We start from the raw sequence: 15,833 nt of genomic DNA on the forward strand, positions 1-15,833 counted from the left end.
GCCGGATTCGATGAAGAATCCGGCGGCCGGCAGTGTGTTGTCGGTAGCCCTTAGAGCTTAAGACCCACCGAGGCAAACCAGGTACGGCCGTCGGCTGGCAGCAGGCCGGGGCCGGGGTAACCGCCTGAGCGACGGGTGAAATAATTCTTGTCGAACACGTTATTGACGCCACCACGTAGGGTAAAGCGCTTGGCAAAACGGTACGTAGCCGACACGTCGGTGACAGAGTAGCCGGGCACGCGGCCGGTGGTAGCGGCAGCATTAGGCGCCACTGTGTTGTTGGCGTCAGTAAACACCTGGGCCACGCGCGTGAGTTGGGCCGTAGTCGAGAATGTCTTATAGGCAAACGTGGCCCCCACGCGGTGGGTGTACTTCGGGGTATATTCCACGCGGTTATCCTTCAGGTCGCCCTCTTGAATGTTGCCGGCCGTTAGGGTAGTGGTACGCAGCTGCGTGTAGCGCGCATCCAGCACCGCCGACGACACAAACACATCGAGGCGGGGCAACTGGAAGTTGCGCGTCAGGGCGTGAATCAAGTTCAGCTCTAGGTAGGCCTCTACGCCCTTGTGCACGCTCGTGCCAATGTTGGTGCGGAACTGCTGGGTCTGACCAGCTGCCCTACCCGGCACGGGCCGCCGTAGGGTGCCAATCCGGTCGTTGTAGTGCAGCCAAAAGGCATCTACGTCGAAGGTAAGCACGTCCGCCCAGGTTCCGCGGTAGCCTAGCTCGGCGTTGTAGCCGGTGGCGTCACGCAAGTTTGGGTCGATAACGTCGGAGGTAGCGGGTGGGGTTAGGTCGCCGAAGGTTACTGGGCGGAAGGCCCGCGAGTAGTTGGCGTACAGGTTGGTTTGGTCGGTGAGGCGGTATTCGGCCCCGGCTCCGTAAAGCAGCACCCGGCGGCGCGAGTCCTGCGTTAGGCGGTTTTCCGAGCCGTCGGCGTTCAGACTTAGGTAGCCCCGGCCTTCGTTGTCAATTACCTCTAGGCGCAGGCCGGGCGTCAGGGTCAGGCGCGAGCCCACGCGGAAAATGTTTTCCACGAAGGCGGCGTAGTTGCGAGTGCGGAAGTCCAGCTCCCGACCAAAACGCGGGGCTTGCAGGTCCAGGTTGAAATTGCGGCCGGTGTCGCCCTTGCCTAGCTGGCGGCGGGTAAGGTAGGCGCCGGCCCCGCGCAAGCCCGCCGCCAGCGTGTGCTGCTGGCCCAGCAGGCCGTAGTCGGTGAGCAGGCGTAGCTCCGCGCCCAGATTACGGTACCGGTCACGGTCAATTTGACGGTTGGCCGGCTGGCCAGTGGCCGGGTTTACCGCGTCGGGCTGGTTCACGCCCACGCTGCTGGCTAGCCCAATGGAATTCCGCTCACCCAATAGCCCAAAAGTTTTCAGGCTCAGGCGGGTGCGGTCGGAAAACTGGTAGTCGGCCGTGAAGGCCGGGATGGTCCAGGGGGTGCTGAACCAGTTGCGGGCGCGGCTGCTGCGGCGCACGTTGTCCTGGTAAAACTGCGCGTCGGTAAGGCCGCCCGGCTGCTGAATCACGTAGTACAGATGGCTGATTTCGGCTCCGAGACGCAGTTTATCGGTAGCTTGTAGCGTCACGTTGGCATGGGCATTGCGGATGTTGAACTCCGAGTTGTCGCGCCAGCCGCCGCCCACGCGCTGCTGGTAGTAACCGAAGTAGCTAACCTTGCCCACGGTGCCGCCCAGCGAGTTGTAGGTGCTCAATAGGCCGTTGTTGCCCACCGAGTTGCTGGTTTCAAACTCAACTTTTTTGTCGCGGGGGCCGCGCTTGAGCTCGTAGTTCAGCAGACCGCCAAACTGCGGCCCGTACTGCAACGAGCCCCCGCCCCGGATAATCTGAATACGCTCCACGGCCTCCAGCGGTGGGTTGTAGTAGGCCTCGGGGTAGCCGAAGGGGTCGGAACTAATGTCGTAGCCGTTCTGGCGGGTGTTGAACTCCCACGAGCGGTTGGGCGAGAGGCCGCGCGTGGCCACGTTAATTTGCTGGCCCGAGCCGTCGCTTTCCCATACCGTTATGCCGGGCACTTTGGCAAACACCTGGCGGCTGCTATTCACTACCAGGTTAGCGTCGAGCTTGCTGAGCTGCACCACCTCATTCTTCTTGCCTGCCGTTACCGTGGTGCCATCCACCTCCGGCGCATAGCGCGTGGCTTTGGCGGCCACCGTCACCCCCGCTAATTCACGCACGGCTTCCTCAATGGTAAGCTGCAGGGTTTGGGCTTGGCTGTTTTGCAGGGTGGTTGTTTGCGTTACCGGCTTGATGCTCAGGCCCGTGACGGTAACGGTGACTTCGCCGGCGGGCAGACCATAGAGGCGAAATTCGCCGCGCGCGTCGGTCAGGGCCGAGCGGTCAGCTACGCTCACTAACACGCCTTCTACCGGCTGCCCGGTGCGGTCGAGCACGGTACCAGTGAGGGTGGCGCCCCGGCCGGTTTCAAGGCTAGCCGCATCGGGCAAGACGTAAGCGCTGGCTGGGGCCGGCACCAGGGCTGGGGCCGTAACTGCCAGCGTAGTGCAAAGTAAGAGTGTAGGGGTGGGAAACATAGGGTGGGTGGTACGGTTCAGCTTGGGTGGTTGTGGCCGCAAAAGTATAATTAAATGGATTAATTCTAAATAGTTATTTAGAATTAATCGTAATAAATAAGCGGCCTGCCACCCTGGCGTTTAACAACTACCGAATTGCACCCCTGACTACCTTGCAAGTGGCCGGCTAGGGAGGGGAACAGGTCGCACCACCAATTGCGGCAAACCCTACCACATGCTCTGGGTCTACCTCAGTACTTCGTTTCTGGAATCAGTGAAATGAGCCCTAGCCTAAGACCGGCTGCTGAACAGCAAAGCCGAAATACCGTTATTTACACGCTATGCTTGAAATCATTCTCGAAGTAGCCGTGGTAGCGGTGGTGGTAGGCCTGCAGATTCGCACGTTTCTGCGGACGCGGGCCAATGCCCTGCGGCTGGCTCAGCTGTACCCACCCAAGGAGGCCCTGCGCGTGGACCACCGCATTGTGCTGCCCGATGGCCGCGACCTGCCCGATTATGCCGCCGATGCGCCCCCAGAATCCTTTACTTCTAGCCTTATCAAGGCCGAAAACGCCTCGCCTGAGTTTCAGGCTATCCTCCTTGATACCAACGACTACCTACGCCACAACAAAGGCGCCGCCGCTGATTTCGGGATTCTAAAAGACATTTCGGAGCGGCAAAGCGAGGTGCTGGACAATGAGGTGCAGGCCGACGTGGCCACGCCGCTCTACCTAGGGCTGCTAGGCACGTTTCTGGGTGTAATCCTGGGGTTGGTGGGCATTGCCCGCAATGGCGTATCCGACGAAAACGCGCTGACTCCCTTCCTGACTGGGGTACTCATTGCCATGACGGGTTCCTTCGTGGGTTTGCTCCTGACGCTGCTGGGCAACGGCGTGTTGCGCCAGGCCCGTCACCAGCTCGACCGGCTCCAGAACCAGTACTACACCTTCTTGCAGGCCCGCTTGCTGCCCGTGCTGCACGCCGACATGGCCAGCTCCCTGACCAACCTGAAGTCGGTGCTGGATGCCTTTAACCAGCAGTTTGTAGGGCAGGTGGAGCTGTTCAATCCGCTCATGGACAAGGTTACCCAGAACATTCGGGTGCAGAGCGACTTCCTGGAACGGCTCGATACCATTGGCTACGATAAGATGGCGGCGGCCAACATCCTGGTGTTTGAGAAGGTGCGCGAGTCGGCAGAGATGTTTGCCGCCTTCACGGGCTACCAGCAGCGGCTCAACGAAATGCTCCAGAACGGCTACCAGTCGGCGCAAAGCGTGAACAGCATTCTGGACCGCTTGCGCGGCTTCGAGAAAGGTATTAACGACCTGGGGCAGTATATTGGCGGCAATAACAATTCGGTGCAACTCATGCTGGATTTCTTCCAGAAGCACCAAGTAGAGCTGCGCAACCTTAAGGACCGCGCCGAACAGCACATCGACCAGGCCGGCGTTTCTCTGGCCGACATTATGACCCAGCGCCAGGCCCAAAACGAGCGGCAGGCCCAGCTCGCTTACGAGAAGTGGCAGCAATACTTCGACAAGCTCAACGCCGACAACATCTTCGAGAAGCTGCTGAAACAGCTGGAGCCCTTCCAAAACCTCAACACCCAGCAAGCTGACCTCAGCCGCGACGTCACGGCCACCCAGCGCGAACTACTGCGCAAAATCGAGCTGGACTCCCAGATTCAAGCCAAGCTATTATCCGAACTGTCCAACCTGAATACCGTGTTGGTAAAAGCTACCTCCAAGAACCGTTTCCAGCGTTTCATGGATAAGCTGTTTGGCGGCGTTCGGCCGCAGTAACCAATATTCGTTTGTCATCCTGAGCATTCCGCGCATCAAGCGGCGACGAAGGACCTTATCACGTCTGAGTTACCACCAAGCGGTTTCGTCCACGCGTAACAAGGTCCTTCGCTCAGCTCAGGATGACAGTTTTGTAAAAAATGAACAACTCCACTTCCAACAACCGCCAAAGCAACGACTTCTTCTGGCCCAGCTACGTGGACCTGATGACGTCCTTGTTTGTGGTGATGCTGGTGCTGTTCGTGTACAGCTTCAAGCTGTTCAAGGACCGGGAAGGGGAGCTGAAGCAGGCCAACGGCGAGCTAAAAGTGCGGGCTGCCGAGCTGGAGCAGATTACTAAAATCCGCCGCTCCTTGCAGCAATTGGAGGGCCGCTACTTCCGCTACGACCCCACCAACGAGCGGCACGAACTGCTGGTACCGGTGCAATTCAAGGCCGGCCGCGACGAAATTCAGGAGGCCTACAAACCAGCTTTGTTGCAAGCTGGTCGGCGCCTGCGCACCGTGCTCAAAAACATCAAAACCGACCAGCCCGTGCGCTACCTCGTGATTGTGGAAGGCATGGCCGCGCGCTACCCCGGGGCGACCCACGCAACCGGCTGGAAGAACAGAATACCTACCAGCTCAGCTACCGCCGCGCCCTGAACCTGCTCAACCTCTGGAAGCAGAACGGCCTGAACTTCGGGCAAGACAAGGGAATTGAGCTGATTATTGGGGGTAGTGGCTTTTATGGTACCGGCCGCTACAGTGGCCGCCGCGAGGGCGACAACAAACGCTTTCTGATTCAGGTGATTCCGAAAATCGGGCGGATTCAGTAGGAGTAAACCGGTGGGGGAGGGAAGGCTGTCCCCGACAGAACTATGGGCCTGAACAGGCTAGGTACCTGGTCTGTGGTTATCTTGGGGCTCTCCCACGCTATTTCTGCATGCAAAAACTTACGATTTCCGTACTAGCTCTGGCAGCGCTGGCTTCGTGCCGCTCTAGCCAGTCTGGTGCTCCGGGAGCCGGCGCTGCTACCTCGGCGGCCGCGGCCAAAGGAGCCGTCACCTCATCTTCCTCTGCTGTGCAATACCCGCAAACCAAGCAAATAGACCACAAAGACGATTACTTCGGTACCACTGTAGCCGATCCGTACCGCTGGCTTGAAGACCTCGACTCGCCGGAAACCAAGGCCTGGGTAGAGGCGCAGAATAAGGTCACGTTCGGCTACTTGGAACAGATTCCGTTCCGCGACAAAATCCGGGAGCGGCTCACCAAAATCTGGAATTACGAGCGGTTTGGAGTGCCCGAGGAAGAGGGCGGCCAGCTCTACTTCAGCAAAAACGACGGCCTCCAAAACCAGGCCGTACTCTACGTGCAGCAGAATGGCCAGGAAGGCCAGCCCGACGTGCTGCTCGACCCCAACAAGTTTTCCCAGGACGGCACTACTGCCCTGGCCGGCACCTACTTCTCCACCGACCACCGGTACCTGGCCTACGCTACCTCTGGGGCGGCTCCGACTGGCAGAAGCTCAAAGTGCTGGACCTGAAAACCCGCCAGCCCCTCCCCGATGAATTGCAGTGGGTGAAAGTGTCCGGGGCGGCATGGTACAAGGATGGGTTCTTCTATAGCCGCTACGACGCGCCGAAGAAGGGCGAAAATCAGCTTTCGGGCAAAAACGAGTTTCACAAGGTGTACTACCACCAGCTCGGCAAGCCCCAGAGCACTGATAAGCTGGTGTACGAAAACCCCAAGATGCCCCTGGGCTTCCGCACTGTGGGCACTACCGAGGACGAGCGGTTCCTGGTGCTTTACCTCACCGACGGCAAAGCCGACGGCAACCGCCTCTCCGTGCGGGACCTGACCGACCCCAAGCAGGCCAACGCCTTCACGCCCTCATCAGCAGCTACGAGTACAACAACTCGGTGGTAGGCAACGTGGGCGGGCAACTGCTGGTGTACACCAACTACAAGGCCCCGCGCTACCGCGTCGTACTCATCGACCCCAAAAAGCCCCACGAAGCTAACTGGAAAGAGGTGCTGCCCGAAACCGAGAATAAGTTGGAGGGCGTGGACCAGGTGGGCGGCTACTTGGTAGCTTCCTACCTCAAGGATGCCAGCTCCCTCGTGAAAGTGTACACCGAAAAGGGCGAGTTCAAGCACGATGTGGCCCTGCCGGCCATTGGCACGGCCGCGGGTTTCGGGGGCGACGCACTTCCAAAACGGTGTACTACGCCTTCACTTCGTTTACCTACCCCAATACCATTTACAAGTACGACCTAGCCACGAACACCAGCACGGTGTTCCGCGCGCCTACCGTAGATGTGAAACCCGAGGACTACGTGACCACCCAGGTGTTCTACAAGAGCAAGGATGGCACGAAGGTGCCTATGTTCATCACCCACAAAAAAGGTGTGAAGCTCGACGGCCAGAACCCGACCTACCTCTACGCCTACGGGGGCTTTAACATCTCGCTCACGCCGAGTTTCAGCGTGGCCCGCATGCTGTGGCTGGAAAACGGTGGGGTGCTGGCTATTCCGAACCTGCGGGGTGGGGGCGAGTATGGTGAGGCCTGGCACCAAGCCGGCATGACGCCCAATAAGCAGAACGTATTCGACGACTTTATTGCCGCTGCCGAGTACCTAAAAGTAGCCGGCTACACCAGCACCGAAAAGCTGGCCATGGCTGGTGGCTCCAACGGCGGCCTGCTGGTGGGTGCTACCATGACCCAGCGCCCCGACCTCTGCGGTGTGGCCTTCCCGGCCGTGGGCGTGATGGATATGCTACGCTACCAGAAGTTTACTATTGGCTGGAACTGGGCCCCGGAATATGGCACCTCCGATAACTACGCGCAGTTCCAGAACCTCTACCGCTTCTCGCCCCTGCACACCCTCAAACCCGGCACCAGCTATCCCGCTACCCTCATCACCACCGCCGACCACGACGACCGGGTAGTGCCGGCTCACTCCTTTAAGTTTGCCGCCGCTTTGCAGGCTGCCAACGAAGGTTCGCGCCCCAGCTCATTCGCGTTGACGTGAATGCGGGCCACGGGGCCGGTAAGAGCACCAAGCTCCAAATTGAAGAATGGGCTGATATCTGGGCCTTTGCTTACCAGAATATGGGCGTGAAGCCCTATAAAAAATAAGCTGCTAGTAGCGAGTTATCAAGTGCCAGCAGACACTGAGGGCAGGGCGGCAGGTAGCTGGCCCTGCTGTTCCCTGACACTTGATGACCGCCCGCTGGCACCAGTTTAGTAGCAACTATTCCATACGCCAACTATCTACTGGCAACTCATTTGCCGTATCTTCGCGGCCGCAACTCCCGTACTTGCCTCTGTTCTTTTGCTTTCAGATATGAAAAAAACGTTCCTGTTCGGTCTGCTGGCCGGTTCGCTGATGCTGTCCGCTACTTCCTGCAAAAACCCCGATATCAAATCGGATGAAGACGTAGCCACCACGCCACTGCCTCCTATTCCGGCCGCTCCCGACACTACGGGTGGTAAAACGCCTTCTGCTAACGAGGCTACCCGCGAAATCAACGCGGTAAATGCCACCGAGGATATCAAGAAAATGCAGCCCACCATGTAAGCACTGCCGCTTCGGCTGTGCTACCCGTGCAACGCCCCTCCGCCACCCGCGGAAGGGCGTTGCCATTTGCAGCTGCACGATACGGCTGCCCGTGTTACCTTGGCTGGCAGCTTTCCTTCTTACCTTTCTTCCGATGTCGACGCTTACAATCCGCCGCGGCCAAGAGCCCGATTTGCCCCAGGTACTGGCCCTGATTCAGGAACTAGCCGAATATGAGCGCGCCCCGCACGAAGTCACCAACACGCTGGCCGACATGCAGCGCGACGGCTTCGGCCCGAGCCTATTTTCAAGTTCTTCGTGGCCGAGCAGCCCGACGGCCGCATCATCGGCATCGCCCTGTACTACACGGCCTACTCTACCTGGAAAGGCCGCATGCTTTACCTCGAAGACCTGGTCGTGACGGAAGAGCTGCGCGGTACCGGCATTGGCAAGCGCCTCTTTGATGCCGTAGTGGCCGAAGCCCGCCACACCGGCGCCCACCGCATGAAGTGGCAGGTGCTAGAGTGGAATGAGCCCGCCATTGGCTTCTACCAGAAAATAGGCGCCAACCTCGACCCGAATGGCACAACGGCAACCTCACCGCTGAGCAAATCCACGCCTACCCGCGGAGGTCGTGAACTAGTGAAATGGTGAGGTGGTGACATGGTGAGTTTTCGTTCTGCTGGCCTCGCCAGGCGGCATATCAGTGGGATGCATAATGAGTAAAAGAACAAAGCCCCGCGGGGCGACACTAGCCATTGAACGGCTGGTGGTCATCCCGCGGAGGGCTTTGCTTGTTTGGGTGGCGGTTGCGCTACTGGTATGCTAGCCCGCTAGGGCTAGCATTAGGCTAGGTGAACATAAAACTTACCATGTCACCAGCTCACTAGTTCACCACTTAGTCTACTACCTCAAGCATGGTGCGGAAGGAGGCGTAGCGGCCGCCGAAGTGTTTTTCGATTTCGTTGCGCAGGGCAGGAGCAGCTAGTTGCTGATACTCTTCGAGTTGCTCTAGGCTTACGCAGTAATATTGGGCGGCGTAGGTAATGCCGTTATCTTCTTCATTGAGAAGGCGGCAGAGCTGACTTTTCAAGAAAAAGCCCGTTGCCATTACGTCAGGCATGTGCGTATCCCGCATATACGCCACCCACTGGTCGGCAATTTCCGGGTCGAGGCTGGTCGTAACGTTGTAAAGAATCATGAGAGTTAGGGCTTGATGAAGGGCCAAAGAGCCACTGCTTTATATAGCAGCAGAATAGGAGAACACAAAAATCAGCCAAAAAATCCAGTGCGAGCCATCAAACCCGCATGTGGTCGAAGTGAAAAGCCTGAATACGGGCCTGAATATCCTTGGCCGATAGTTTCTCACGAATGGCCGCCTGCACTAGGCCCGGTAGCTCATCGTCGCCGGCAAAGCGGAGCGACAACAGTTGCTTGAGTTGCAGTTGCTCTTCCAGCGGGCGCAAGCTCTGGCCAGTAATTTCGAAGTAGCGCTGCCGCACTTCTAACCGAATAAGGCGGTCTTGCAGGGTAAGAGCGTAGTGCTGGCGCAGCATCACTAGGGCGCCAAAACCAACTACTGCTAACAGCATTACCGTAAACCACAGCCGTGAAATCTCGGAGTCGTCGCCGGCTACGGCCAGGTAGCGCCGGACGCTGTAGATCAATAACACCAGCGCCGCTGGCAGCAACACAAAGTGGTGCAGCGGGTAATACATGGGCGTGTTCTTGGTAGGCTGGGCAGGAGGCATAGAACAGGAAGTTAGGGATATAAAAAAGGGGTCGGACTGGTAAAAAAACGGATTTGGCCTAGGGACAAAGGGCCATGCAGGACCGGCAAAATAGGAAAACTACGTTCTGCTGGGAAGGAGCTGTAGGCAAGAGAAAGCAGGAAGCAAGAAAACTCCGACCGGAGCCGGAGTTTTCAGTACTGAGTGGTGGCGTGGGCTACAGGGAGGCTGCTTTGCGAGCCTCACGGGCCTTGCGCTTTTCGTCGCGGGCTGCCTGCTTGGCCGCTGACTCCTGGCGGCGGGATTCTTTGGCTGCACTTTGCTGGCGCTTCAGCTCCAGCTTTTGCTCTTTAAGTTGCCGTTTCTGTTCGCGCATGGCGTTTTCCTGGTCCCGCACCTGAGATTTGGTTTGCTCCACGCTGCTGCGCGTTGCGGCGGCTTCCTGCTTGCGAGCGTCGAGGGCAGCCTGAGCTTCGGCAGCGCGCTGCTGCTGCATCTGCAAGCGGGCTTGGGTTGAGTCGGGGGCCGTCTGAGCCTGGGCCGCGTAGCCACCTAGCAGGGTAGCAAGGGCCGTAAGGAGAAGAAACTTTTTCATAAGAGGGGAAGAAACCAAGTGAGTTTCTAGCCGCTAATACGAAAATCCCCTGAACTCGGGCACTTACTGAAAACGCGCGGGTGCGAAAGGGCTAGCGCTCAACGTAGTCCAAATCTTTGCCGAAGCTCTCGGGCAGGGTGCTCACGGCCCAAAAGGCAATTAGCAGGGATACAAAGCCCAGAATGGCAGCGCTGCCCACCAGCCCAGCCGGCCCGCGCAGGGCCTGAAACAGCGGCACTAGCAGCACCACTGAACCCGGGCAAAGTTGGGCGCCGTAGTTGCTACCGTAGCCCGCAGGTTGGTGCCGAACTGCTCCGCCGCTACCGTCACGAACAGCGCCCAGAAGCCCACGGAAATGCCCAACACGAAGCAGGCGGTATAAAACGCAGTAGGCGAGGCTCCCCGCAGGGCAAATAAGTACACTCCCACCAGCAGCCCGCAGAACACGAGAAACAACTGCAAGGCCCGATTCCGACTGCGCAGTACTTGGCTGAGAGTGCCGCTGGCAAAGTCGCCGAACACGAGGCCGAAGTAGCACCAGAACACGGCCAGGCCCGCCGTAACGGGGCCAGTTACGCCCAGACCAGCGCCAAACTCTGGAGCCAGCGTAATCAGGATGCCCACCACAAACCAGAGTGGCACCCCAATCAGTAGGCACTTCACGTAGCGGGCTAGCCGGGCGCGGTTAGTGAACAGGGCCAGGAAGTTGCCGCGCTCCACCTCGCTTTTCTTAGTCTGCTCAAACAGGCCCGACTCGTACACGCCCACCCGCAAGGCCAGCAACGCCAGGCCCAGGCCGCCACCCACAAAATAAGCGTTACGCCAGCCCAGAGCCTCGCCAACCCAGTACGCCAGCATGGCCCCCGATACGCCCACCGTAGCCACAATCATGGTGCCGTAGCCGCGCTTTTCCTTGGGTAGGGTTTCGGAAACCAGCGTAATGCCCGCGCCCAGCTCGCCGGCCAGCCCAATGCCGGCAATTAGGCGCAGCCAAGCGTACTGCTCAATGGTTTGCACGAAGCCGTTGGCCAAATTAGCAAGGGAGTAGATCAGAATGGAGCCAAATAGCACTGAAAGCCTACCCCGCTTGTCGCCCAGAATGCCCCACAGAATACCGCCGAGCAGCATGCCACCCATTTGCATGTTAATCAGGTAAAGACCCTGGTTGGTAAGCTCTTCGGCGGCCGTGATGCCCAAGTCTTTCAAACTCTGTACCCGTACGATGCTGAACAGGATCAGGTCATAGATGTCCACGAAGTAGCCCAAGGCGGCCACCACCACAATGGCGCTGAGCAGTCCGGTGGGGCGGGTAGGGGTAGGAGAAGGCGAAGTATTCGTCTGCATGCGGGAGAAAATTGGGGCCCGCAGATTACGAGTTTTTTTCGGCAGTGAAATGCCCAGAGGTTGCGTATTACCGCTTTGTAGGGTATGGAGGTGTTATAGAACGGTATCGTTGCTCCTCTTAGAACCAGACTATGTAAACAATTGCAGTCTGTAAATACCCACAAGAACGTCGTGCACAGCATAGCGAAGCATGACATGAGGGGTTGTATTTCCTGGCTGCTTCTTCTATTTATTCCGTTGCACCCACCACGGAAACTCGAACACGTCTTACGCTACCTGCTCATCGCAGCAGCCGTGGGCGCCCATGAGGGGAAGGTCGTCTTCGAGCTGTATGGTGCAGTGGCTGATGTTAAATTCATGGAGTAAATCGTGCTGCAGCTCGCGCAGGAAAAGGTTGCCGTTCTGGCCGCCGGGGCGCACCAGGTGGGCCGTGAGGGCCGTATCCTGGGTGCTGAGGGGCCAAATGTGCAGGTCGTGGAGGCTACGCACCCCAGGCCGGGCCAGCAGAAAACGCCGGACGGCGGCCACGTCAATATCGGCGGGGGCTGCCTGTAGCCCGAGCTGTACCGTTTCGCGCAGCAGGCCCCAGGAACCCACACCTACCACGGTCAGAATCAGGAAGCTGATAACCGGGTCGAGCCAAAGCCAACCCGTAACGTACACCAGCGCCCCGCCCACTACTACCCCCACCGACACGAGCATATCAGTGAGCATGTGCAGATAGGCCCCGCGTACATTCACGTCGCCCTTTTGCCCGCGCCGGAACAGCCAGGCCGTGAAGCCATTAACCAGGATGCCCAGCCCAGCCAGCGCCATTACCACGGTACTATTGACCGGTGCGGGACTGCGCAGATGGTCGATAGTATCCCAGAGAATGAAGCCCAGGGCCAAGTACAACAGGGCAGCATTGAGCAGCGCCGCCTGAATGGTAGCGCCCTTGTAACCGTAAGTGTAGCGCTCCGTGGCACGCCGCTTAGCCAGCAGCGCCGCCCCCACGCCAAGGCCAGGCTTAGCACATCCGACAGATTATGGCCCGCGTCGGAAAGTAAGGCGGAGGAGTTGGCCCACAAGCCTCCCGCCGCCTCGCCGGCCACAAACAGCAGGTTCAGCGCAATACCCCCAGCAAAAGCCGGCCCGAAGTTGCCGTCCGCGGGCGGGCCATGGTGGTGATGCGCGTGGTCGTGGCCGTGATGGTGGTGCGCCATAAAAACTGGAATGACAAAAGGAACGGACCGTACTAAGTGGCAACGGTACCAAAAGCCGGCGGCAGAAATAGCGTATTTCTATCCTGCTAAAAATACGCTATTTCTGCCGCGGATCTGGAAAACAAGCCGGGTGCTGGCTGTAGTTCAAGGTAGGCTACTTAAAGCTCAGCGGCACCACCAGCTTCACGCTCAGGGTACGCCCCATGTTAAACACGCCCTGCCGGCCAGTGGTATAGTTGACGGCCGTATACTTCAGGCGGCTCAGGTGGTTTTGGTAGGCCACATCGAAAAGGTTGTTAGCCGCCACGTACAGCGAGAATAGCGTGCGGTCCTTGGCCGACACGATGTCCGCTCCCAGCCCGGCATTTACCAGGGTGTAACCAGGGGTAGGCGTTTCCGTGTCAAAGGCCGAGAAGATGCGGTTTTGGGCGAAATTATGCTCCACTGTGCCCCGGGCGTACAGGTTATGCAGGCGCGAGTTACCAACCTTCCTGAAATTCACCCGCAACTCCGACTGCAGCCGATCGGCCGGAATAAAGGGCAAGTTGCGCTGGCCCTCCGGCTGGTCGAACTGCACGGCCCGCACCATGGAAAAGGAGTTTTCAAAGTGCAGCCAATCCAGCGGGTGGGGGTGCAAATCCACGCTGACCTCGCCGCCCGCCAGGCGCGCGTCGCCCTGGCCGTAGCGGAATACCCGGTCACCTTCCAGGGAAACCGAGTCGGCGCCGCTAGGGGTAGCCAAGCTGCGCGGGAAGATGTAGTTGCTGATGCGGTTGCGGAATACATCGGCCGAAAAACTGACGTGGTCGGAGGTGAAGTTCAGGCCTCCGTCTAGCTGGAAGCTGGTTTCGGCCTTCAGGTTGGGCTCCCCAATTTCGTAGCGCACCGTGCCCTCGTGCTTTCCATTGGAGCCCAACTCAGCAATGTTGGGTGCCCGGAACCCCCGGGCTACGTTGGCTTTCAGCAGCAGCTTGTCACTGAGGCTGTAAGCGCCGCCCACGCTGCCGCTCACGTTGCGGAAGGTGCTTCGGAAGGCTTCGAATTTTTGGTCGCCCTGCCCAGATGGTACGGGCTGCTCGTTGGCGTCCAGGTACAGCGCGTCGGCGGTAATACGGCGGATATCGTAGCGCAGGCCGCCGCTTATATCCAGCTTACCAAAGGTTTTCTTCGTGACGCCGAACACGCCCCCGTCCAGCAAGCGGTAGGCCGGAATCAGGAATTCCACGCCTTTGTTCTGATTTTGCTGTTGCATGCCGCTGGTGCCAAACGTAGAGTTCCAGCCGTTTAACTCAGGCAGAAACCAGCGCAAGGCGTAGTCTACGGTGCGCAGCTGAAAGAACAGGGACTTCTCGTAATAATCTTCCGGGTTGCCAAACTCCCGCCGCAGGTTTTGCTGCCAGCCCACGTTAAGCGTTAGGCGGTGCTGACCCAGGATAAAGTTATTGTCGGTGCCCAGGCGTAGGTGGTTGATTTGCTGACGCGGCACATCCAAGCCGTAGCCCGAAAAGCCGCTGCCCGTTACTATTTGGGTTTCGCCCAGGTCGTTGGTGCGCAGGAACCGCCCCGATACCGAATCCCGCTCGCCCTCAATCAGTCCCAGAATTTGGTTAAAGCTGCTGACGGTAAGGTGGGAATAGCCCCAGCTTTTGTTCAGGCCCACGTAGCCACTGCCGTTTAGCTCCCGGAAGCCCGAGTTGTATACCCGGCCGTCGTAGCGGTTGCGGTAATCGGCGGCTACCTTGCCCGAGCCGCGCACCTGCCAGTTAAAGCCGTTGAGGTTGCCGGCATTCCAGACGGAGTAGCCCTGCTGGTAGTTATTGGTTTGGTAGTTAGCCGTTACCGAGCCCAGAATGCGGCCGTCCGCTACGGGGTCGGGGGCAGAAAGTTAATAACGCCCGCCAGCCCATCGGAGCCATATAATAAGGAGCCGGGCCCCTTAATAATTTCGGCTCTATCAATGCTGAACTCGTCAATTTCAATGCCGTGCTCGTCGCCCCACTGCTGGCCTTCCTGCTTAGCGCCGTTGTTAAGCGTGATGACACGGTTCGAGCTCAGCCCCGAATAACGGGCTTACTGATGGCGGCCCCGGTAGTAATTTGGTTGAGGCCGGGCGTGTGCGCAATGGCATCAATGGCGTTGGTAAAGGCCGTTTGGCGCAGGCGGGTTTGGTCTACTACGTTGGTGGGAATGGGCGAGCGGCGCATTTCCGTGCTAGCCGAAACGCCCGTGACAACAACTTGCCCAATCTCGGTTTCAGCGGGCGTGAGGGCTATTTCCAAAGGTTGGCCTGTACCGGTATCAATGGTGCGCACCACAGCCGTGTAGCCCACAAAGCGCACTTGCATCAGAAAGCGCCCGCGCGGCAGGTTAGCGAACTGAAACGTACCGTCGGTGCCCGCCGCGGTGGTCCGCCGCAGGTCAGGGAAAACAACGGTAGCACCCGGCAACACCTCACCGGTAGCGGCATCGGTAACGCGGCCGGTTACAAGTGGGGCGGCCACGCGGGCCGCACGCACCGGCACTGGGTTGGCGGGCGCCGCAGGGCTAGGCGAAACAACTGAGGTTTGTGCCACTACGCTACCAGAAAGCAGCAGCAGCCCGGCAGTTAAGGAAAACTGAGGCATAGAAAGGTTATTTACCCGAAGCCAATGAATGGCAGGTGAATGGGAAAAGCTGCCCGGGGCGAAACCAAGGAAAGCACCAGCCAGAAACCGATGCCTTCCCTCAGTTTCTCCACAACCAAACAGGGAGAAAAACGCTGAAAATCGGGGAAGCGAACCGGGCTGAGTTCTGCGTTGGCAGTTGTGCAGCGCCACGAACAGGGGCGCCAGCTAAGCCAGACAAGGCACATAATGCCCGCCGCAGCTTTACAGAAGAGGAAGAAAGCGAGGCAACCGCCTGCTTGCGCTAGGTGGCGCTGGGCGTGCCGGAGGTAACCTCAACGGGCACTTGAGTATGGACGAACAACCAGCTACCACCGCTCAACTGGCCAGAAATAGCCCGGAGCGCACAAGATGCTGACGACGCTAAAGGCGCCGCAGCTCACTGCTGGAATTGAAAAACTGCTGGAGCAGCAGTGC

At 58.8% G+C, this 15,833-nt stretch carries 13 protein-coding genes and 4 pseudogenes; 8 read left to right on the forward strand and 9 right to left on the reverse strand.

Annotated features, from left to right (window positions below):
* Nucleotides 1-50: 50 nt before the first annotated feature.
* Nucleotides 51-2,555 carry a TonB-dependent receptor gene (locus tag MUN84_RS13410; protein ID WP_244694539.1) on the reverse strand — a complete coding sequence of 835 codons (2,505 nt, stop codon included), beginning with the start codon at nt 2,553-2,555 and terminating at the stop codon, nt 51-53.
* 320 nt (nt 2,556-2,875) lie between these two features.
* On the opposite strand from MUN84_RS13410, the gene MUN84_RS13415 reads away from it, so the two are divergent.
* The 8 genes and pseudogenes from MUN84_RS13415 (at nt 2,876) to MUN84_RS13440 (ending at nt 8,517) form a co-directional block, all read left to right on the forward strand.
* A complete protein-coding gene (locus MUN84_RS13415) occupies nt 2,876-4,336 on the forward strand; it encodes a hypothetical protein (RefSeq protein ID WP_244694540.1) in 1,461 nt (486 codons plus the stop codon).
* A gap of 140 nt (nt 4,337-4,476) precedes the next feature.
* On the forward strand, nt 4,477-4,980 hold the full coding sequence (locus MUN84_RS13420; protein WP_244694541.1) for a hypothetical protein: 504 nt from the start codon (nt 4,477-4,479) through the stop codon (nt 4,978-4,980).
* 280 nt (nt 4,981-5,260) lie between these two features.
* Nucleotides 5,261-5,863, forward strand: coding sequence for a hypothetical protein (locus tag MUN84_RS23035; RefSeq protein WP_262920523.1), 603 nt, complete (start codon nt 5,261-5,263; stop codon nt 5,861-5,863).
* Nucleotides 5,851-6,246 carry a hypothetical protein gene (locus tag MUN84_RS23040; protein ID WP_262920524.1) on the forward strand — a complete coding sequence of 132 codons (396 nt, stop codon included), beginning with the start codon at nt 5,851-5,853 and terminating at the stop codon, nt 6,244-6,246. Before MUN84_RS23035 ends, MUN84_RS23040 begins: the two co-directional genes overlap by 13 nt.
* Before the next feature lie 5 nt (nt 6,247-6,251).
* Nucleotides 6,252-6,562 (forward strand): annotated as a pseudogene (locus tag MUN84_RS23045) (S9 family peptidase); the annotation flags it as partial.
* Nucleotides 6,563-6,814: 252 nt separating this feature from the next.
* The gene (locus MUN84_RS13430) at nt 6,815-7,351 is read left to right on the forward strand and encodes a prolyl oligopeptidase family serine peptidase (protein ID WP_244698893.1); all 537 of its coding nucleotides are present in this window, start codon (nt 6,815-6,817) and stop codon (nt 7,349-7,351) included.
* A 315-nt stretch (nt 7,352-7,666) separates the two neighbouring features.
* On the forward strand, nt 7,667-7,900 hold the full coding sequence (locus tag MUN84_RS13435) for a hypothetical protein (RefSeq protein WP_244694542.1): 234 nt from the start codon (nt 7,667-7,669) through the stop codon (nt 7,898-7,900).
* 133 nt (nt 7,901-8,033) lie between these two features.
* A pseudogene (locus tag MUN84_RS13440) lies at nt 8,034-8,517 on the forward strand (GNAT family N-acetyltransferase).
* A gap of 260 nt (nt 8,518-8,777) precedes the next feature.
* Here the strand turns inward: MUN84_RS13440 and MUN84_RS13445 are convergent.
* From MUN84_RS13445 to MUN84_RS13480, 8 genes and pseudogenes are all read right to left on the reverse strand, one after another.
* On the reverse strand, nt 8,778-9,080 hold the full coding sequence (locus tag MUN84_RS13445; RefSeq protein WP_244694543.1) for a DUF4286 family protein: 303 nt from the start codon (nt 9,078-9,080) through the stop codon (nt 8,778-8,780).
* Nucleotides 9,081-9,177: 97 nt separating this feature from the next.
* Nucleotides 9,178-9,630, reverse strand: a complete 453-nt coding sequence (locus MUN84_RS13450; protein WP_244694544.1) for a DUF6526 family protein — start codon at nt 9,628-9,630, stop codon at nt 9,178-9,180.
* Between the two features lie 196 nt (nt 9,631-9,826).
* A complete protein-coding gene (locus MUN84_RS13455; RefSeq protein WP_244694545.1) occupies nt 9,827-10,204 on the reverse strand; it encodes a hypothetical protein in 378 nt (125 codons plus the stop codon).
* Nucleotides 10,205-10,295: 91 nt separating this feature from the next.
* A pseudogene (locus tag MUN84_RS13460) lies at nt 10,296-11,548 on the reverse strand (MFS transporter).
* A gap of 267 nt (nt 11,549-11,815) precedes the next feature.
* Nucleotides 11,816-12,642, reverse strand: a pseudogene (locus tag MUN84_RS13465) (cation diffusion facilitator family transporter).
* Nucleotides 12,643-12,907: 265 nt separating this feature from the next.
* Nucleotides 12,908-14,605, reverse strand: a complete 1,698-nt coding sequence (locus MUN84_RS13470) for a TonB-dependent receptor (protein WP_317239217.1) — start codon at nt 14,603-14,605, stop codon at nt 12,908-12,910.
* Between the two features lie 11 nt (nt 14,606-14,616).
* Nucleotides 14,617-14,808 (reverse strand): TonB-dependent receptor plug domain-containing protein, encoded by a 192-nt coding sequence (locus MUN84_RS13475; protein WP_317239218.1) that lies wholly within the window; start codon nt 14,806-14,808, stop codon nt 14,617-14,619.
* A complete protein-coding gene (locus MUN84_RS13480) occupies nt 14,805-15,377 on the reverse strand; it encodes a carboxypeptidase-like regulatory domain-containing protein (RefSeq protein ID WP_244694547.1) in 573 nt (190 codons plus the stop codon). Before MUN84_RS13480 ends, MUN84_RS13475 begins: the two co-directional genes overlap by 4 nt.
* Nucleotides 15,378-15,833: the final 456 nt, after the last annotated feature.

Source organism: Hymenobacter sp. 5516J-16 (assembly GCF_022919335.1).
Lineage (GTDB): Bacteria > Bacteroidota > Bacteroidia > Cytophagales > Hymenobacteraceae > Hymenobacter > Hymenobacter sublimis.

Bases quoted from the DNA above. Each gene is read 5' to 3' on its own strand.
- MUN84_RS13410 (WP_244694539.1), bottom strand. From the start codon at position 2,555: ATGTTTCCCACCCCTACACTCTTACTTTGCACTACGCTGGCAGTTACG.
- MUN84_RS13415 (WP_244694540.1), top strand. From the start codon at position 2,876: ATGCTTGAAATCATTCTCGAAGTAGCCGTGGTAGCGGTGGTGGTAGGC.
- MUN84_RS13420 (WP_244694541.1), top strand. From the start codon at position 4,477: ATGAACAACTCCACTTCCAACAACCGCCAAAGCAACGACTTCTTCTGG.
- MUN84_RS23035 (WP_262920523.1), top strand. From the start codon at position 5,261: ATGCAAAAACTTACGATTTCCGTACTAGCTCTGGCAGCGCTGGCTTCG.
- MUN84_RS13430 (WP_244698893.1), top strand. From the start codon at position 6,815: ATGCTGTGGCTGGAAAACGGTGGGGTGCTGGCTATTCCGAACCTGCGG.
- MUN84_RS13435 (WP_244694542.1), top strand. From the start codon at position 7,667: ATGAAAAAAACGTTCCTGTTCGGTCTGCTGGCCGGTTCGCTGATGCTG.
- MUN84_RS13445 (WP_244694543.1), bottom strand. From the start codon at position 9,080: ATGATTCTTTACAACGTTACGACCAGCCTCGACCCGGAAATTGCCGAC.
- MUN84_RS13450 (WP_244694544.1), bottom strand. From the start codon at position 9,630: ATGCCTCCTGCCCAGCCTACCAAGAACACGCCCATGTATTACCCGCTG.
- MUN84_RS13455 (WP_244694545.1), bottom strand. From the start codon at position 10,204: ATGAAAAAGTTTCTTCTCCTTACGGCCCTTGCTACCCTGCTAGGTGGC.
- MUN84_RS13480 (WP_244694547.1), bottom strand. From the start codon at position 15,377: ATGCCTCAGTTTTCCTTAACTGCCGGGCTGCTGCTGCTTTCTGGTAGC.